Origin of the sequence: Arsenicibacter rosenii, assembly GCF_001870735.1 — a bacterium.
GTDB classification, from domain to species: domain Bacteria; phylum Bacteroidota; class Bacteroidia; order Cytophagales; family Spirosomataceae; genus Arsenicibacter; species Arsenicibacter rosenii.
The window spans coordinates 19,486-38,861 of the sequence record NZ_MORL01000021.1; the positions used below are offsets into that span (position 1 = coordinate 19,486).

The following is a 19,376-nucleotide window of genomic DNA, read 5'->3' on the forward strand; positions in this document are numbered from 1 at the left end:
AATGAGAATTATCTTAATGTTATTTATTGCGGCCGGTTTGGCTGTTGCATTCCGGCCGATGGCACCCAGTATGATGGGCGCGTGGCGCATGAAAGCTGATACGAAAACCATTTCGTTTCTGGTGTCGGGTAACTATGTTATGGTGACAGCCTATGAAGCCGATAAATACCTGAACACGTTTGGCGGCAAATGGCGGATGGACGGCGATACGGTCCGGTTCACAGTGGAGTTTGATACTCAGGACAGCACCAACGTCGGTCAGCTGGAGAATTACCACATAAAGGTAACCAGCAAAAACCTGACCATCACTAACAGCCAGAACCAGCAACAGATCTACGACCGCGTGGATGATGCCGGTGGCAGCATGGCCGGTTTGTGGCGGATTACGGGCCGGTTGAACGAAAACGGCGAAGTAACAACGATGCAGCGCGGTCCGCGCAAGACCGTAAAACTCCTGACCGGAACCCGTTTCCAGTGGGCGGCGATTAATCCGGAAACGAAACAGTTTTTCGGTACCGGTGGCGGCACCTATACAGTGAAAGACGGAAAGTATACGGAGAAAATTGATTTCTTCTCCCGCGATAACTCCCGTGTCGGCCGGTCATTGACCTTCAACTGTGACGTAAAAAAATCACCGGAGGCCGGTACGCAATGGTTCCATACCGGTCAGAGTTCTACCGGCGGGCGGGTTGCTGAAGTCTGGACGAGGGAGTAATTGATTACCGGATGCAGTAACGGGATAATCAGCGTTGACGCGGGGGCGGACTTGCTGAAAGTCCGCCCCCGCGTCAACGCTGATTTGTTGCTACCGGTTGATTAGCAACGCTGTTGTTTGCCGGCCCGCAGGTGTACCGACCGACAGCACATAGCGACCAACGGGAAGCTGGCGGGTTGGGAAAAAGACCTGCTGATCGCCGCTTTTAAGCCCGTCGACGGTATTAGCCATAACCGGTACACCCAGGAGGCTATGGATGCTGATCGTTGCTGCACCGGCCGTTTGCATGCGAAAACGGACACTTACAGTTTCATCGGCCGGATTCGGAATCAATTGTACCGTTGGTGCTCCCGGTTCCGGAAGACCAAGTATCGGATTGGTTTGTTGTACGGTTTTGAGTATCCAGTTATTTGGATCGATGACAAGGCCGGTAGGCTGTCCTTTGGCCGGTAGGGTAAAGGTCTGAGATAGCTGATCGTTAAAAACCGTTACCAGCGTGTCGCCCGCGGCTGATTGTACCAGCACCTGTATGGGCATCGTAAAGGACGTTGGCGTTGTATTGGCCGACTGTTCCAGTTGAAGCTGTATCGTGAATTTACCGTTATCGGCCATCGGCTTCCATGTGCTTTTGTAAACCGGATAATTCATACCGTATATCCATTGCCGGAAAAAATAATCCAGTTTTTTGCCGGATACCTGCTCGGCTACGGCCTGAAAATCTTCGGTGATGGCGGTATTATAAATCAGGGCCGGTGCGTTGGTATAGGTTTTCAGGATAGTAAAGAAGACATTGTCGCCCACAATGCCGCGCAGCATGTGTAGCACGGTCCCGCCTTTGGCATAGGTGCGGGCATAATTAAAAATGTTGTCGGAATCACTGATGTCCTGCACGTACACGCTACCCTTTGCCTGCCTGGCCGTTTGCATCAGGCTGGCAATTGAACTTCGGTAACGAGTCGTTCCGCCAACTGATTCAGCATAGAGCTGCTCCGCATAGGTAGCAAAGCCTTCGTTAAGCCAGATATTCTGCCAGTCACGGCAGGTAATTTTATCGCCGAACCACTGATGGGCCAGTTCATGCGCGATGATGTTTACATCGAATGTCCCCATCGACGAAATGGTCTGGTGCTCCATTCCGCCTCCGAATCCGCATTCAGCATGGCCGTATTTTTCCTGTATAAACGGATAGGTACCAAACATGTCCGTAAAGAGCCGCATGATGGCCGGTGTCTGATCCAGGTTATTTTTGTTAGAAGCCAGTGATTCAGGGTAGAGATAGTGGGTGATCGGCATATTTTGCGGTACTCCGTCGCGCCCCTGATACGAAAAAGGCGTATCGTAGCGCGCATAATTCGTCATGGCCAGCGAAATCAGGTACTGCGCAATGGGGTAGCGATTGCGCCACTGATAGGTACGTGTACTGTCCGGATTGTCGCGCACGGCCTGCAGCGTGCCATTGGAGACCGACACAAAAAATTTCGGGGCCGTAATAGACACCGTCGACGAATCGGCCTTGTCGGCAGGGGTATCCTTGCAGGGAAACCAGTCGCTCGACCCATAAGGCTCGCTCAAGCTCCAGATCACCGGCGAGCGGTCTGTACCGTGGGTGGCAAACGAAAACGAGCCAAACCCGCTGGTGCTGGCCGGATTGCCCTGATAGTAGACGGTAACTGAGAACAACTGACCGGCCGTAAGCGGGGATAGTGGCGTAACGGTTAGGCGGTTCTGCGCATGAGTAAACGTAAGCTTCCGGCCTGCTGCCTTTACCGAATCAACGGTTAGCCGGGTGGTCAGATCCAGATCGAAGCTGTTGAGGGACGCCAGGCTTTTGAGTCCGACCGTAACGGCCCCGCGCAGGTAGGCAGGGGTGTGGGTCAGGTTGAGGTCAAGGCCGTAATAAGAGATGTCGATGCGGCTGTCGCCGGGATAGGCCACGGCAGCCAGTCGTCCCTGCGGATCACCGAAATAGCGGGCATAGCGTTCAGCTTTTGCCGTAGCGCAGGGGTGGGTATTTATCAGCCCCGTTGACTGGGCTGCGGCCAACCGGGGTATGAGCAGGAGCAATAGGATAGACAGACGCATAAAATGAGGTACAGACACATACATACAACGATTAACAGCCGCAAACAGGTGCTTGTTTACTCCGTTTTTGCCCTCCCTCCGCAAATAAGTTGCCGGAAGTGTCTGCTGCTGTGTAATTGTTTTCAGTCTCTCAACCAGTTGTTGGGCCGCTTGCTGATTTTGTGCCTTAAGCCGAGCGTTTCCGCTTATTAACTGATTGGATGAAGAGACTGAGGGGAAAATAGCTACTGAAACGTCTGATACCGTGGCAATCTGCGTTAACTCCTGAGCATCAGGGTGGTGTGTGTCTGACTCCCGGTTACTGATTGTTCCTTGCGAGACACCGACTAAATCGGCAAGATAGGCCTGGCTCATACGCTTTTGTATACGTAACTGGCGGAGTGTGGTACCAATCTGCATGTGTAGATGATGTTTATGGATGATATGGTTAAGACGATCAGGTATATGAAAGGTAATTAATTAGATGAAGCTTTTGTTTTAAATTTATAATAGAAGTTATTGGCTTATTAATGGACTGATTTGTAGAAAACTCATGCGTTTGAGTTGTGCAAGGCCCCATACGAGATGTGGGCGGACAGTAACTAGTTTGTTACTCTGCTATAAACAACTCTTTTATTTTCTTGAGCAAAAGAAGGATTCGTAAAACGGCACAATGCTTTTTAATTGCGCTGTTTATGTTTGGATCTTCACAAAAAGCTGAAGCCAACATGTTTGGTAAAGAAGAGACTGTAATTGCTTATCAATACGCATATGGTGATACCTGTATTGAAGTTGTGGAAGTAAAAGTATATTTTTTTTTAATTGTAGTTGATTCTTATTTAGATTAAAGGCCATTCCAGTGCAATGCTAATGGTTAATATGAACGTTTAAGTTTCTAACCTGACTACAAAAGGAATTTCTGAAGTTAGATTAGAAACTTAAATTATATGCACTAATATTTTATTAATAAATATGAAATATCTACTGGCTCTATGTTTACTTTACCATGTAAGTTTTGCGCAAAAAAAGTGTTTCTCCATTGTCGATTCCGTCACCAATCTCCCTGTACCCTATGCAGCAATTACCTGTAAAGGATGCCTGACAGGTACATATAGTGATCAGAACGGGACTGTTTGCGTTGATTTTGCAGGTATAGATACCATCAGAATTTATTCATTGAGTTATAAGATTTTATTTATTTCAGCATCTGAAATAAATGCTGCCGGACAAGTTAAGCTATTGCCGAACCCGATTGAATTAAACCCGGTAACAGTAAGTAAAAGAAAAATTCATTCAATTCGATTAGGTCCCTATTATACCAATAAATTAAGTATTGGCCAGCATGTTGTAAATCCTAACTCAGCAACCTTGCTGGCGGTTTACATTCCTAATACTGTCGGAGATGCTGTTATTAGTAAACTGTATTATCGGTTATCGCCCAAAAAGTCAGAAATCGCTACGTTGTTTCGATGTCGTATTCACCTTTGGGATAATGTCTCCATGAAGCCTGGTAATTCTATTCTGAAACACGACGAGTACATTGATATTGAACCTTCACAAAAAAAGGCAGAAATAGACGTAACTCAGTATGCCCTTAAAATACCGGAAAACGGTATATGGATTGGTATTGAAGTGGTTGCTTACAAAGACCTGAAAGGCGGGTTTGTAACAATAAATGGCGGGGATTTTGGGGATACAGTATGGGGTAAACGAAAAACAAAAATATTGACGATTAGTCCGGGCTATGCTGTAGTTCCTGCAAATGATGGCCATAATAGCCTCACGAAGTTTTGGAATCTTCCATGGAGACCCCTTCAGACAGTAAGCGAAAAAGCTAAAACATTTGCTTTTGGTTTAGATGTGCTTCAGTAAGTAAATCTGCCCGAATAGACTATCCGCTCCGGCAATTCTCTTATGGTTCGCAACCTGAAATGACTGGTACGGCCGACCTGGTGACTGATGAAATACGATTACTGGAACGTTTATTTAATGGCTTCCGGAAGTTAATTCAGTGAAGCAGGTTCTAAAGTGGCTTCTCTTTTATGCTCTGTTGATCAGTATTTTAGGGTATAGAACAGCAATAATTTATCACTCTGCTACTTGATTATAATGAGAAGGGCTTCTTAGCTAATAAATATAATAATTAAGTATAAAAGTGTGTTAATATTTAGTAGTTTTGCTGTATAGCTAATGCTTCAGACATGAGATATGTTATCTTGTCTTGTCTACAACACACTCGCGGGTACAGTTTTTACTGCTCCAACGTAATTAAATATATGTTAATACTCTGAATTTCAGTAAAAAACGATTTAACCTTATGAGATTTTTGGGGACTTTTCGATTTATAACTTTGGTTATTTCGGTGTTTATAAGCCAGTTCCCGGAAAAAAACTTTTCTTCGAGTTGCATATATCGTAATAATAACTGGCCAAAAGCTGTTGTTGATTTTAGAATAAAATTAATTGATACAAATACGGTTAAGAAATATCATAACTACGTAAATAAAGCGGAACTTAGTACGCTTGACGGTAACTTTATGCTGGCAAGTAGTTATTACGATACCTGTTTTTCATTACCAGTAATGCATTTTGCACAAGATATATACAATGCGTCAATTTGTGCTTTAGAAAATGGTGATTACAGAAAATCGGTTAAATATTGTTTGAGACTAGTTGAGAAGGGTTGTAAAAAAGAATTTTTCTTAAAAAAAGCTTATAATGGATTAAGGTCAAATAAATCTTACTGGAACCATTTTCAAAATGAATATGAAAAGCATAGAGGTTTATATAAAAAGAATGTCGATACTTTATTGCTGGGTAAACTAAAAAAAATGGTTCTAGCTGATCAGAGTTACTTTTGCGAGATGCCTGGGCGCCTGAAAGACAATAATTTTCTTGACAGTCTTTTTCAAAATGACCAATATCTATCTAACCAATTATCCCTATTATTTGAAAAATATGGCTATATAAGCGAGGAACTTATAGGCGTAAATGTGGTTGATACAACGTTGAGTATATATCCCATATATAATGTTTTAATTCGACACCATTATCAACTTAAACAATATGAATTAACGAATATATTAAAACGGGCTGTTTATGAAGGAAAATTAAAACCCGATATTTTTTGCAACTGGTATAGCTTTGAGAAGCGACCTGTTGGCTATGGTGATGAGTTATTTATATTAAAGTATAAATGTAATTTATATGAAGCTAGGCGTAGCGGTGTAAGAGAATTAATAGAAAAAAACAGAAAACAAATGTGGCTTTCTCCTTTAGATGATCTGAAGAAGAAAATAATATACCGGTCAAGTGTTGATAATGCCAGGTATATCTACTATGCACCACTTGCCGTTATTCCAGATATGAATGAGGATTCTGAGAAAAATTTCAAGATGAAAAATAGTACATTGCCAAATATACCAATAGGTTGTAAGTAAAAATCTGATAGTTGACTTATCGTAAAATCTATAAGTCAGGATTTGCCCCAATAACTATCTGATTTTTTGCTGTGTCCAACAACTTATGTACCATCCCCCGCATCCAGCCGCTTCGGTTGCGCCCTGACCTCGTCGTAATGTTGGGTAAGCTCCTCCAGTTTGCGCTGTTCGGTTTCGGGCAGTTGCAGTTGCCAGCCCATAGAGGCCGCGAGCTGATACATCATGTACTGAATCTGATTGTTGGCAATGCGCGGCAGATCGCTTTGCATCGCCCTGTCGTTCATCGCTTTTTTTGCCTCGTCCAGAATCCGGGTGTAGTCCTCACTACTGAAATGATTCAGCCAACCCGCCCGGATGTCGTAGAACTGATAATCGGTATCAATGGATAGTACTTCCGGCTCGGGAAAATACTCGATGATCAGTTTTTTCTCACCCGGCTTGTTATGTACATGGTCGATATGCCGGAACCGGACTTTACGAAAATCATACCCGACCAATACTTTCGCCTTCGCAATCAGCATGGCTTTCTTGGGGTCGTTGAACATATACAGAATCGATTTCTGATCCTGATAGTTATAAATCTCGGAAAAATAGCCCTCTGCCATCACCACCTTGAATACCTTTTCGATCCGTTCGAGCAGGAGAGTGACTTCGCTGCGTTTCTCGCGGACAGCGGCCTCTCCGCGCCGTGCACTGGCGATGGCAAAACCGACCCCCGTACCGGTCAGCAGGATTAAAAACGTACTTAGAAAATCCATTTCATGTGGTTTTGCAATACTCTATAGACGCAAAAACGGTCCATACACGCTGTTGGAAAAGCCTGTATGGACCGTTAAACTTACTAAACTTACTTCGCGTAAGCAACCGAACGCATTTCCCGGATAACCGTTACTTTGATCTGGCCCGGATACTGCATTTCTTTTTCGATTTTCTGCGAAATATCAAAGGACAGTGTGCTCGCGCGTTCGTCGCTAACCCGCTCCGCATCAACCAGAACACGGAGTTCGCGGCCGGCCTGGATAGCATAACACTTGGTAACGCCCTGGAAGTTGGTAGCCAGTTCTTCGAGCTCTTTCAGCCGCTTGATATACGACTCCATCATTTCGCGGCGTGCGCCCGGACGGGAACCCGACACGGCATCACATACCTGAACGATCGGCGAAATCATGGTGGTCATCTCAATTTCATCGTGGTGTGCCCCGATGGCGTTGCAGACTTCGGCATTTTCCTTGTATTTCTTGGCGAGTTCCATGCCCAGAATCGCGTGCGGCAGCTCCTGTTCTTCGTGCCATACCTTACCGATGTCGTGGAGCAGACCGGCCCGTTTCGCCAGTTTAGCGTTCAGACCCAGCTCGGCTGCCATGGTTGCGCACAGTTTGGCCACCTCGCGGGAGTGCTGGAGCAGGTTCTGCCCGTAGCTCGACCGGAAGCGCATCCGGCCCACCATCTTAATCAGTTCAGGGTGTAGCCCGTGGATTCCCAGGTCAATCACCGTACGTTCGCCGATTTCAACGATTTCGTCTTCGATGTTCTTGCGGGTTTTCGCCACAATTTCTTCGATCCGGGCCGGGTGAATACGGCCGTCCTGGACGAGCCGGTGAAGCGATAAACGCGCAATTTCGCGGCGGACAGGATCGAAGCCTGAAATAATAATGGCTTCAGGCGTGTCATCAACGATGATTTCGACACCGGTAGCGGCTTCGAGTGCCCGGATATTCCGGCCTTCGCGCCCGATGATTTTGCCTTTTACGTCGTCCGATTCGATGTTGAAGACCGATACGCAGTTTTCAATGGCGTGTTCGGTAGCCGTCCGTTGAATGGTCTCAATAACCACCTTTTTGGCTTCTTTGGTAGCCGTCAGCTTGGCTTCTTCAACAATATTTTTGATGTATGAAGCCGCGCGCGAATCGGCTTCGGCTTTCATATTGCTGATCAGTTGATCACGGGCCTGCTCAGACGTCAGATTGGCGATTTTCTCCAGTTGCTCAATTTGCTGAGCCCGCATTTTTTCAACTTCATCTTTCTTCTTTGTCAGACTTTCCGCCTGCTGCGTAAGCTGATTTTTCTGCTGGTCGAGTTCTGTTTCCCGGCGTTTGTTCTGATCCAGCATCTGGTTGAGCTGCTGCTCGCGCTGTTTCAGCTTGTTTTCGTTCTGAAGCAGGATCTGCTTCTTCCGGTTACTTTCCTCTTCAAATTCGGCTTTGAGTTTCAGGTATTTTTCTTTGGCTTCAAGAATCCGGTCTTTCTTGATGTTTTCGGCCTGGACTTCGGCGTTTTTAACGATGGATACTGCACGGTCTTCAGCTTCCTGCTGGCGCTTACTAAGTGCTTTATTTAGTCGTTTTTGCCCGAAATAAAGGCCGATCGCGAGAATCAGCGCGTTATCAAGAAGTATGGCGAGCCAAAATGTTGTGTTCTCCATTTGCTCTATGCAATTTAGGTTGAACCATATAGTTAGGTTTACCCAACCGAATCAGCGTAGGGGCGGCTAATAATCAGGCCGAATGAGCAGAGAGAGATACAGCGTTATGCGTAAATGAAGGAGTTTTCCGGTAATTAATGCAATTGAGTATAATTCTGTACAACAATAAATTTCTTTATTAAACAAAATGATAATAATTACCTTTTACTCCATTACTATGGCACGAGTGCCGGTGTGATAATCTGATCCAACTGAGTAATGCGATCAACGACCAGCCGTTGCAGGCGTTGCATCTGTTCTTCACCTTTCTGACGGGCAACCAGACAGTCAACGGCAATCATGGCCAGAATGTCCTGTGTGTCACGGGCTCCTAATTTGCGGTAATGCTCAATCCGCTCCTCAAGGATTTTTTCCGCCTTGCGAACATAGGCTTCCTCTCCTGGTTGCGATTTCAACCTGTAATCTCTGTCGGCAATTTTTATGCGGATAGATAGCTGGTCTTCCATCGCTGTATAGGCTGCAAAGGCACTGAATTCTTATGTTTTTGAACCAGAGCGCTTTAAGGTTTATGACATATTACTCAGGTGTTCAATACACCGTTCGATCTCCCGGATATACTCATCAAGTCGTTTCTTAAATTCCGCGCTTGCTGCTGTATCAGCCAGGTTGTTAATTACAATCTTACCAAAATCTTTTGAATTTGGAAAATGCGGTTGTGCACTTGATTGTTTTTTCTGTAACTGTTTTACTAACTTTTCCTGTTCACGATTAACTCGTGTGAGGCGTTTGTTTTCTTCTTCCAGATCTTTGATTCGTTCCGAAAGCCGTTCTGCATGATCAGCCAATCGGGCAACCTTATGCTCGAACGACTCAACGAATGCAACAAGCTGAACTTCGGTAACCATACAAAGTGTTTGGGAAGTAACGGCAAACGGTAAGGCAATGATGTGATGAAATTAGCGTAAAACCGCATAAATTCCATTATCATGCCTTACCTGAAGGAAAATTATTTCCGGATAAGCGCACCCAGATCCCGTTCAAAAGCACTCATGAGCCGTTGCATTGTTTTATCAATAACAGCGTCATTTAATGTCTGAGACGGATCCTGAAGCGTGAAACTAACCGAATAGGATTTCTTGCCCGCTTCCAGTTTATCGCCTTCGTATACGTCAAAAACATTTATTGAACGGAGTAATTTTTTTTCTGTCTGGGCCGCAATCCGCCGGATTTCAGCAAAGGTTACGGCTTTGTCGAGCACCAAGGACAGATCACGGCGCACCTCAGGGAATTTCGGTACTTCTTCGTACAGGGCTTTCCCCGAATACAGTTTCACCAGTGCCTGCCAGTCGAAATCGGCATAGAATACGGGCTGTTTGATATCAACCAGCTTCGTTAGTTTGGGATGTACCAGCCCGAAGCTGACAATGGGTTTCTTATTTGTCAGGTAAGTGAGGCCATACTGGAAAAGAGCCGTGTCGGCCGGCTGCTGATCAATCTGCTTGATCCGCAGAGCGCTCAATACCCGCTGTACGGCCGCCGCCAGATCCTGGAAGCTTACCGGTTGGCTCTTCTGAATCCAGCTTTCTCCTTGCTGACTGCCGACAAGTGCCAGGCTAAGCCGTGGCGTTTCGACATACCTTCGGCCATGGTCGGTATCTTTGCGGTGATACACCTTCCCGAATTCAAAAATCTTCAGATCTTTCTGACGGCGGTTCAGGTTATACACCAGCGTTTCCAGCGAGGAGAAAAGCATGCTTTGCCGCATTACCGACAACTCTTCGCTCAGCGGATTCAATAACGTTACATCAGTGCCCGGCAACGTCTCCCGGATGGCTTCGTGATAAGCCGGACGGGTCAGTGACAAGGTCAGTGTTTCGATAAAGCCGTTTGAGGCCAGCATTGCACTGATCCGCGCCTGAAGCTGGTTGCTGTCGATTGCCGGAAACTCCGACAGGGAGTCGGCTCTCAGGTTGTCTGATAGCGGAACGTTTTCAAAACCGTGAATCCGCAGGATCTCTTCGATCACATCAGCCTCGCGCGTTACATCAACGCGGTACGGCGGCACAACGGCAATAAACTGCGTTTCGGTTTGCTCTTCGGCGCGGATATCCAGGCTTTCAAGAATCTGGTGGATGCGTTCATGCTCCAGCTTGATGCCAATCAGCCGGTCAATGTTTCGGTAGCGCACCAATACCCGGAAATCGGCGATGGGCTCCGGATATAGGTCGGTAATGTCTGAGCTTACCACGCCACCGGCTACCTCCTGAATCAGCAGGGCCGCGCGCTTCAGGGCAAACACCGGCAGATTCGGGTCGGTACCGCGCTCGAAGCGGAAAGCGGCGTCGGTTTTCAGCCCATGCTGCTGTACGGTTTTCCGGATGCTGGCCGGTGAGAAGTAGGCCGATTCGAGAAAAATGCGGGTAGTACGAGGGCTAACCCCTGATTTGCTGCCACCAAACACCCCGGCAATACACATACCGGCTTCCGCGTCGTTGGCCGAGCCATTGCAGATCATCAGGTCGGTGGCTGCCAGTTTACGTTCAACACCATCAAGGGTAACAAACGGCGTGCCTTCCGGCAGGGTCTTCACCACTACCTGGCCGCCAATGATCTGATCGGCGTCAAAGGCATGCAGGGGCTGACCCAGTTCGTGGCAGACATAATTGGTTACGTCAACAACGTTATTGATCGGATTCAGGCCAATGCTGATCAATCGTTTTTTGAGCCAGTCGGGCGATTCGGTAACGGTCAGGCCGGATATAGTCAGACCGGCATATCTTGGGCTGGCTTCCGGTGTTTCCACCCGTACGTCGAGCGTCAGACCGGTGTTGGCAACGGTAAAGGCGTCGACCGAAGGCAGTGTGAGCGGCCGGTTGAGCGCCGCTTTCAGGTCGCGGGCAACGCCCCAGTGCGAGGCAGCGTCAACACGGTTCGGCGTCAGCCCGATGACAATCTGATAATCGGGTTCCAGACCGAAGTACCGGGCGGCCGGTGTGCCGTTGGGCAGGTCCGTATCCAGGACCATAATACCCGCATGCGATTCGCCAAGGCCGATTTCATCTTCCGCACAGATCATGCCTTCCGACGCTGCACCACGGATTTTGGCTTTTTTGATCGTAAACGGTTCGCCGCTGGCCGGATAGAGAGTTGCCCCGACGAGGGCTACAATTACTTTCTGGCCGGCACGTACGTTTGGTGCCCCACAGACAATATTCAGCGGCTGGCCGGTGCCGGCATCAACCGTTGTTACGCTCAGTTTATCGGCGTCGGGGTGTCTTTCACACGTCAGCACTTCGCCGACAACCACTCCGGCGAGGCCACCCCGAATGGTTTCGATAGTCTCAATACCTTCTACTTCCAGCCCTGTTCCGGTCAGCCGGCGACCTACTTCTTCTGGTGATTCAGGTAGGTCAATGAACTGTTGAAGCCATTTATACGAAATATTCATGCAAGGACAAATTCAATGAAAAGGCAAAAATAAGATTAATGTTCTACATACCGTTCACCCGCCTTCACCGGAATTGATAATGTATTTTCGGCAGGGGGCAATGGGCAGGCATAATTCGGATTGTAGGCGCAGTAGGGATTGTAGGCCGCATTAAAGTCGATGATAACCTGATTGCCGGTCATGTTGGCAGGTTCAAGGTCAATATACCGGCCACCGCCGTAGGTTTCATGACCGGAAGTGGCGTCTTTAAAAAGTATGGAAAAGTTTTCTTTCTGCTTCACAATCAATAGTCTGTGAATGTCGCCGCCCAGGCTGAAAACGGCATGCGCATATTTTTCGTATACTTCTTCACTGCCGTCACTCAGCTGAACAACCATCTTCTGTGTTTTGTCGGCGAACGGTTCAAGCCTGGCATCCACACGGTACGCCAGATCAGCCGGGAAGTAGGACAAGCCTTTAAATTGAGTTTTATCTGTAAACGGTGATTCGGCACTGGTTTTGAAATAGGAATCTTTTTCGGCTCTTTCTGCTTTAATTTGTCGTGCAAAGACTTCCGGTGAGATATTACCGGATGATGTCTTTGTATCTCTAAATAGTAAAAAGTAAACTAATGCCACTGCAATGACGCCGATTGTTAGGAAAATCAAGCCTTTTCTAGTCATATTATGTTGAATTGTGGTCTTTTGAGCAAATATCCGATAAATTTGCTTTTGAAATTTTAATAGGTTTTTAATCCGGTTCGTATGTCCAAAGTTTTACAGCTACAAACATTTTCGTCCGATAAAGGTAATCTAACCGTTTTTGAAAATATTATTCCTGGTGAAATCAGGCGGGTATTTTACATTTACGGAGCAGGAGATGCTACCCGGGCCGGTCATAGGCACGTGCGGACATGGTGTGCGCTGATTTGTATTGCCGGTAGTTGCCGGGTATACTCAAATAACGGTATTGAAGAGGAGGTTTTCACGCTGGATAAACCTGATCAATGCCTGATTCTGGAGCCACAGGACTGGCATACTATGGATCAATTTTCGGATGATGCCATTCTGCTGGTACTGGCTAATGAGCTTTATGATAAAGACGACTACATCTACGAACCTTATCCCAACACTAAAACACAGCCAGAGCTGGCATGATCCCTTTTCTGGATTTAATGCGTTTAAACGAACGCTACACTGACGCCCTTCAGCAGGCAACCAATCGTGTTGTACAATCCGGATGGTATATTTTAGGTAAGGAACTGGCCGCTTTTGAAGCGGCCTTTGCTGCTTATTGCCAGACCGGTTATGCTATCGGGGTTGCCAACGGACTGGAGGCGCTGGTTCTGGTCCTGAAAGCATGGGATTTTCCGGCCGGAAGTGAGGTCCTTGTTGCCTCAAATGCCTACATTGCCTCTATCCTGGCCATTACACAGGCAGGGTTGAAGCCCGTACTGGTTGAGCCTGATCCACAGACGTATACACTGAGTGCAGAACACCTGCGGGATGCCCTGACGCCTAAAACAAAAGCCATTCTGCCCGTTCACCTGTACGGTCGCTGCTGCGATATGGCGGCCATTAATGAGGTTGCCGCAGAAGCCGGTCTGCTTGTACTGGAAGATGCCGCGCAGGCCCATGGTGCCATGTATCAGGGAAAACGCGCCGGTAATCTCGGCGACGCGGCCGGCTTTAGTTTCTATCCGACAAAAAACCTGGGTGCGCTGGGCGATGCCGGAGCCATCACGACCAACGATGCTAATCTGGCCGATAAACTGCTCTTCTGGCGCAATTACGGTTCTAAACAAAAGTACGTAAACCAGTACAAAGGCCATAACAGCCGTCTTGACGAAATGCAGGCCGCCATCCTGACCGCTAAACTGGCTTATCTGGAAGCGGAAAATAAGTACCGCCGCAGGCTGGCCGAACGCTACCTCACTGCCCTTAAACACCCTGTGCTGGGATTGCCACCTTCCGACCGCATTCACGACGATGTCTGGCATTTGTTTGTGGTAACACATCCGGAACGGGATCGCTTCCGCGCGTATTTGCTGGAAAAAGGCATACAGACCGATATCCATTATCCGACGCCGCCACACCGGCAGGAGGCCTATCCGGAATTTAATCAGCTGACGCTGCCCGTTGCCGACAAACTGCATCGGGAAGTGATCAGCCTGCCCCTGAATCCGGCCCTGACAGAAGCGCAGCAGGCGTATATTATCGAAACCATTAACCAGGCTACCGTATGAAACCATACCTGAGTGTGGTGATTCCGGTTTATAAAAGCGAAAGCACCATCCGGCGGCTGGTCGAACAGCTTCAGGTATGGCTGGCACAACTGGCGTTTGAGGTCGTACTGGTGAACGACGGCAGCCCCGATAACTCCGAAGCGGTGTGCCGTAGGCTGGCCGGCGAATTTGCGAATGTACAGTTTGCCTCTCTGCGCCGGAATTTCGGTGAGTTTAATGCCGTACTGTGCGGCCTGACACTCGCCAGGGGCGACTTTGCCGTGATCATTGACGATGATTTCCAGAATCCGCCCGAAGCTATACTGACCCTGCTGGCAACGGCAGAAACAACCGGTGCGGATGTCGTTTATAGCCGGTATGCTGAAAAAAAGCACGCGTTGTACCGGAATCTGGGCAGTCAGTTTCTGAACTATTGTACCACATGGCTGCTCAGCAAACCCAAAGACCTGTATCTGTCGAGTTTTAAGCTGATCCGGCGCGAGGTCATCGACGAAATCGTTAAATACCAGGGGCCTTATCCCTATATCGACGGCCTGATTTTCCGGGTCACCCGGTCGGTGACCAGTGTTGTGGTGCCGCATCATGCGCGGGAAGAGGGCCAGTCAAATTACACGTGGCGTAAGCTTATTTCTCTGACACTGAATGTGTTTTTCGGGTACTCGGCCTTGCCGCTCCGGCTGTTGCTGGGGCTTGGTACGGTTGTTTTCGGGATCTCCCTGGGGCTTGGCCTGCTGCTGATCATTGGCGGTCTGACCGGCTGGTTGGCTATACAGACCTGGCTGGTCGTTATCTGGGTTGTTTTGTTCCTGGCAGGTTGTCAGCTCATGGTGCTGGGGATACTGGGCGAATACCTTGGTAAACTGTTTCTGGCGCATAGCGGGCAACCGCCGTTTGTCATAAAATATCATCTCAACGGCAGCGGCAACGAGCCATGCCAAAACAAGGGAAAAGTTGATCGGACGTAGTGAAGAGTACGAAAAAATGTTTCGGCTCGAAGAACAGTTGTGGTGGTACCGCATTCTGCACGAAAGCGTGTTAAAAGCCATTCAGAAGCGGTTTGGAAACCGGCGCGATATCCGGATTTTTGATGCCGGCTGCGGCACCGGTGGCCTGCTCCATTTTTTGAAACGACACGGATATGCACAGATTCAGGGAGTAGACGGGTCGGCCGACGGCGTCGCATTTTGCCGGGAGCGGACACTGCATGTCGATCTGCTGGACCTGACCCGGCTCGAAGCCTATCAGCCTGACACAACCATCGGGCAGTTTGATGTGGTAGTATGCGATGATGTGTTCTGCTATTTTGATGATCAACAGCTCACTAAACTAATCCTTGAACTGGGAAAACGCCTCAAACCCGATGGCCTGCTGATTTCGAACAACAATGCGTTCAATGTATTTTGGGGAAGCCATGATCTGGCTGTTGGCAGCAAACGACGGTTTGTGCGGCAGGATTTTGCCCGGTTGTTGCCCGGAACCGCCATGCAGATACAGTTTTCAACGTACTGGAGTTTATTCTTGTCGCCGTTAATTCTGGCTGTCCGGCAGTTACAGGCACTGAAACTGCGTCTGGGAGCCAGGCCGGAAGAGCAGGGGTCCGACGTTTACATGCCCGGCGAGTGGATCAATAAGGTGCTGTACGGGCTGGTCCGGTTCGAACGGACTGTGCTTCCCCGAACGCCTTTCGGAAGTTCGTTGTTCCTGGTATTAACGAAGACAAACTAACGATTATGTTTACAGGTATTGTTGAAACCACCGGTCTTATTGAAGCCATTGAGGCTGAAGGGTCTAATCTTACATTTACGCTGTCGGCACCGATTGCCCATCAACTGACCATCGACCAGAGTGTAAGTCACAACGGCGTATGTCTGACCGTGACGGGTATTACCGGTGACCGCTACACCGTCACGGCGGTTGATGAAACGCTTAAAAAAACGAATCTGGGCCAGCTGAAGGTTGGCGACCGTGTCAATCTGGAACGGTGTATGCCGGCCAACGGGCGGTTCGACGGGCATATTGTTCAGGGGCATGTTGACCAGACCGGTATCTGTACACAGGTGCAGGATATGGATGGCAGCTGGCTTTTCGATTTTCAGTATGATCCGTCGCAGGGCAATGTAACGGTCGAAAAAGGCTCAATTTGCATCAACGGCGTTAGCCTGACGGTTTTTAATGCCGGCGATGACCGTTTCCGGGTAACTATCATTCCGTATACCTTCGAACATACCACCTTCCGCGACCTGAAAGCCGGGGACGTGATCAACCTGGAGTTCGATATTGTCGGTAAGTACATCAAAAAAATGCTGGCAGGGTATCGGTAAGCCAAGTCAAACCACTAATTTTGTCTATAGTTCCGGTTATAACTGAGGAGATATAGCCGGAACACAGTCACTTTTACGTATCAAATTAAAACTCCCTCCGTTTCTGAATGGCTAAAATCAGCACCAGTAGCAAATCCGACCTGCTGATTCATATTGGCATTATCGTAGCCCTCTTATTAGTCTTATTCCTTGGTTTCTTTCTGGTTTACCTGCCGTTTTCGACCAATCATGGTGAAACAATTACGGTTCCCGATCTGTCAAAAATGTCAATCGATGAGCTGGAGACCATGCTGGAAGACCGGAACCTGCGGTATGTGGTCAACGACTGTACGTTTGTTGCCGGGCAGGAACCGCTGACCGTACATGCGCAGTACCCGAAAGCCGGGGCTAAAGTGAAGGAAGGCCGTAAAATTTACCTGACCATCAACAAACGGGTGGCCCCGACGGTGCCGATGCCGAAACTGGTTGATCTGACATTCCGCAGTGCCGAATTGTCTCTGCAGTCGGTAGGGCTGGTTGTGGGTGAAAAACGGTATGTACCTGATTTAGCCAAAAACTCGGTACTCCGGCAGTTTTACAACGGCCAGGAAATTCAGCCGGGTATGCCGGTACCGAAAGGATCAAAAATTGATCTGGAAGTCGGCGACGGATTGGGAAATACAAAATTTGAGGTTCCCAACGTTGTAGGTATGCCACTCGACGAAGCGATCAACGTCATTAAAGGATCAAACCTGCGGGTTGGCACGAAAATTTCTGTTGATGATCCGGAAAAAGAAGTCGGTACCGTGATAAAACAACGGCCGGCTGCCAATTCGGGCGAACGCATACGGGTGGGTGAAACAATTGACCTGTGGGTTGTCGGGCCGGTTGAAGAATCCCAAGAAGAGTCTCCTGACCAATGATCGAACATTTAACGTATTCTGCCTTTTTGTTTAACCTTGTCTGCCGCCGGGCCGGACAAGGTTTCTTTGTTTGTTTTTTCGCGTTAGCGACCACACTGTCACAGGCACAAACAACAGGACAAGTTGTTCAGCTGCCTTTCTTTGATGACTTTTCGACCGTTGTCAACAACCGCCCGGACCCCAAACTCTGGCAGTCGAGCAGTGTATACATCAACAATACGATGGGCATTAACCATCCGTCGGTGAACGTAGCCACGTTTGACGGACTGGCTCCTAACGGATTGCCTTATACCCTGACCGACCGGTTTGCCGCAGGCAGCAACGACACGCTGCAATCACAACCTGTTAATCTGGGGGGGCTGGTTCCGGCCGATTCGGTGTATCTGAGTTTTTACTGGCAGATCCGCGGGTTAGGCGAGCTGCCGGACGAAGATGATACGCTCAAACTCGAAATGCGCAATAATCTGGGCGTTTGGGAGACAGTATGGTATCAATACGGTGGGCGGCCTGATAATAACTTCCGGCAGGCGTTTGTGAGTATCCGGGCAACGAAATTTCTGTATGGTACGTTTCAGTTCCGTTTCCGCGCCATTGGCCGTTCATCGGGAGCATACGATACCTGGAACATTGACTACATCTACCTGAACAGCAAGCGGACGTTAACTGACCGATATATCCGCGATATTGCAACGCGGCAAGCTGTCGGCCCGTCGTTTCTGAAACGGTATACCGCCATGCCACTGCATCAGTACCTGATCAATCCGGCTGCCGAAACCGCCGACTCTATCCGGACGGATATTGTTAACCTGTTTAACAACTTCAACTTTACCAGTTTCCGCTTTACGACGCAGGAACTGATTTCCGGGCGGCTGATTCAGGATACACAAACGCAATCGCGCCTGATCCCGTCACTGAGGTCACAGACACTGAGTGTACCCCTGACCCCTGCCACCGGTTCTTTTGCGGCAGGAAAAGTCGTGCTGAAACATAAGTTTGACGTGCTGACGACGGATGATCAGAACCCGTCCATCCCAACGGTTAACCTGCGCCGTAATGATACCATTTCGGCCATTACAGTGCTGGATAACTACTACGCTTATGATGATGGTACCGCCGAAGGGGCTACTCAAATCGGGAGGCTGGAACGGTGGGCCGTTCGGTTTATTCTGAATAAAGCAGACCGGATGTCTGGTATTTACGCCTACATCATGCCGTTTAACGAAGATCAGACCGGCCAGTCGTTTACTATCCGGGTCTATGCTAACGATAAAGGAAAGCCCGGCACAGAACTGTACTACAAGTCATTTCCGATGCAGTACCCGCCAGCCCGGAATGGGTTTGTTGAATTCAGGTTTGATCGTCTTGTAGCCCTGACAGATACCTTTTTTGTCGGCTACCAGCAAATCAGTGAGGACGATATTTCCCGGCTACGGCTGGGACTGGATAAAAACAGCCCGTTTGGCGCAGAGTTGTTTTATCGTGCGGGGCCTGGCACCGATTGGGTGCAGAACCTGAAAACGTCTCAGCTGGCCATTACAGGAGCCTTTATGATCCGCCCGATTATAGGAGGGCAGGGGGGGACGGTTGTCCTGGAAAATCCCGAAGAAGAAGCAACTGCGCTGAAAGTGTATCCCAATCCGACATCAGGCCGGATTATGTGGAAAAATAAAGCCATAAAAAAACTGGAATTATTTGATCTGAACGGCCGTCCGATCCATGTAATTGAACCAGCCTCTGGGCAACAAACGGCTGACTTACCGGGATTACCAACCGGCCTGTATCTGCTCCGGCTGAGTGATAGCCAACGGACAGCGGTGCAGCGTCTGCTGATTAATTAATCGTAA

Annotated in this window: 18 protein-coding genes; 11 read left to right on the top strand and 7 right to left on the bottom strand. The window is 48.4% G+C overall.

The annotated features are described in order from the left end of the window. Position 1 precedes the first annotated feature (1 nt). The gene (locus tag BLX24_RS24045; RefSeq protein WP_071505770.1) at positions 2-715 is read left to right on the top strand and encodes a DUF4488 domain-containing protein; all 714 of its coding nucleotides are present in this window, start codon (positions 2-4) and stop codon (positions 713-715) included. A gap of 90 nt (positions 716-805) precedes the next feature. On the opposite strand, the gene BLX24_RS24050 is transcribed toward BLX24_RS24045, so the two are convergent. Then, the gene (locus BLX24_RS24050; protein ID WP_083422148.1) at positions 806-3,196 is read right to left on the bottom strand and encodes a M1 family aminopeptidase; all 2,391 of its coding nucleotides are present in this window, start codon (positions 3,194-3,196) and stop codon (positions 806-808) included. 221 nt (positions 3,197-3,417) lie between these two features. Here BLX24_RS24050 and BLX24_RS32255 point away from each other — a divergent pair, with 221 nt between their 5' ends. The 3 genes from BLX24_RS32255 (at position 3,418) to BLX24_RS24060 (ending at position 6,215) form a co-directional block, all read left to right on the top strand. Further along, positions 3,418-3,624, top strand: a complete 207-nt coding sequence (locus tag BLX24_RS32255) for a hypothetical protein (protein ID WP_143092785.1) — start codon at positions 3,418-3,420, stop codon at positions 3,622-3,624. A 124-nt stretch (positions 3,625-3,748) separates the two neighbouring features. Beyond that, complete coding sequence (locus BLX24_RS24055) at positions 3,749-4,648, top strand: peptidase associated/transthyretin-like domain-containing protein (RefSeq protein WP_071505771.1); 900 nt, start codon at positions 3,749-3,751, stop codon at positions 4,646-4,648. A 445-nt stretch (positions 4,649-5,093) separates the two neighbouring features. Next, complete coding sequence (locus BLX24_RS24060; RefSeq protein ID WP_071505772.1) at positions 5,094-6,215, top strand: hypothetical protein; 1,122 nt, start codon at positions 5,094-5,096, stop codon at positions 6,213-6,215. A gap of 83 nt (positions 6,216-6,298) precedes the next feature. On the opposite strand, the gene BLX24_RS24065 is transcribed toward BLX24_RS24060, so the two are convergent. The 6 genes from BLX24_RS24065 to BLX24_RS24090 all read right to left on the bottom strand — a co-directional run bounded on the left by BLX24_RS24065 (position 6,299) and on the right by BLX24_RS24090 (position 12,537). After that, the gene (locus BLX24_RS24065; RefSeq protein ID WP_071505773.1) at positions 6,299-6,973 is read right to left on the bottom strand and encodes a DUF4230 domain-containing protein; all 675 of its coding nucleotides are present in this window, start codon (positions 6,971-6,973) and stop codon (positions 6,299-6,301) included. An 89-nt stretch (positions 6,974-7,062) separates the two neighbouring features. After that, positions 7,063-8,637 (bottom strand): ribonuclease Y, encoded by a 1,575-nt coding sequence (gene rny, locus BLX24_RS24070; protein WP_071505774.1) that lies wholly within the window; start codon positions 8,635-8,637, stop codon positions 7,063-7,065. A 215-nt stretch (positions 8,638-8,852) separates the two neighbouring features. Beyond that, entirely contained in the window at positions 8,853-9,143 is a 291-nt protein-coding gene (locus BLX24_RS24075; protein ID WP_071505775.1) for a cell division protein ZapA, read from the bottom strand. Positions 9,144-9,203: 60 nt separating this feature from the next. Continuing rightward, complete coding sequence (locus tag BLX24_RS24080) at positions 9,204-9,542, bottom strand: hypothetical protein (protein WP_071505776.1); 339 nt, start codon at positions 9,540-9,542, stop codon at positions 9,204-9,206. Positions 9,543-9,643: 101 nt separating this feature from the next. Next, a complete protein-coding gene (pheT, locus tag BLX24_RS24085) occupies positions 9,644-12,085 on the bottom strand; it encodes a phenylalanine--tRNA ligase subunit beta (protein ID WP_071505777.1) in 2,442 nt (813 codons plus the stop codon). 35 nt (positions 12,086-12,120) lie between these two features. After that, on the bottom strand, positions 12,121-12,537 hold the full coding sequence (locus tag BLX24_RS24090; protein WP_310590798.1) for a DUF1684 domain-containing protein: 417 nt from the start codon (positions 12,535-12,537) through the stop codon (positions 12,121-12,123). A 291-nt stretch (positions 12,538-12,828) separates the two neighbouring features. Here BLX24_RS24090 and BLX24_RS24095 point away from each other — a divergent pair, with 291 nt between their 5' ends. The 7 genes from BLX24_RS24095 (at position 12,829) to BLX24_RS24125 (ending at position 19,370) form a co-directional block, all read left to right on the top strand. Further along, complete coding sequence (locus tag BLX24_RS24095; protein ID WP_071505779.1) at positions 12,829-13,221, top strand: sugar 3,4-ketoisomerase; 393 nt, start codon at positions 12,829-12,831, stop codon at positions 13,219-13,221. Next, on the top strand, positions 13,218-14,309 hold the full coding sequence (locus tag BLX24_RS24100) for a DegT/DnrJ/EryC1/StrS family aminotransferase (protein ID WP_071505780.1): 1,092 nt from the start codon (positions 13,218-13,220) through the stop codon (positions 14,307-14,309). The genes BLX24_RS24095 and BLX24_RS24100 overlap by 4 nt, the downstream gene beginning before the upstream one ends. Further along, positions 14,306-15,274, top strand: coding sequence for a glycosyltransferase family 2 protein (locus tag BLX24_RS24105; RefSeq protein WP_071505781.1), 969 nt, complete (start codon positions 14,306-14,308; stop codon positions 15,272-15,274). Before BLX24_RS24100 ends, BLX24_RS24105 begins: the two co-directional genes overlap by 4 nt. A gap of 16 nt (positions 15,275-15,290) precedes the next feature. Beyond that, entirely contained in the window at positions 15,291-16,034 is a 744-nt protein-coding gene (locus BLX24_RS24110) for a class I SAM-dependent methyltransferase (protein ID WP_083422149.1), read from the top strand. 5 nt (positions 16,035-16,039) lie between these two features. After that, a complete protein-coding gene (locus tag BLX24_RS24115) occupies positions 16,040-16,630 on the top strand; it encodes a riboflavin synthase (RefSeq protein ID WP_071505783.1) in 591 nt (196 codons plus the stop codon). A 107-nt stretch (positions 16,631-16,737) separates the two neighbouring features. Further along, positions 16,738-17,532 (top strand): PASTA domain-containing protein, encoded by a 795-nt coding sequence (locus BLX24_RS24120; protein ID WP_071505784.1) that lies wholly within the window; start codon positions 16,738-16,740, stop codon positions 17,530-17,532. Continuing rightward, the gene (locus BLX24_RS24125) at positions 17,529-19,370 is read left to right on the top strand and encodes a T9SS type A sorting domain-containing protein (protein WP_071505785.1); all 1,842 of its coding nucleotides are present in this window, start codon (positions 17,529-17,531) and stop codon (positions 19,368-19,370) included. The genes BLX24_RS24120 and BLX24_RS24125 overlap by 4 nt, the downstream gene beginning before the upstream one ends. Positions 19,371-19,376: the final 6 nt, after the last annotated feature.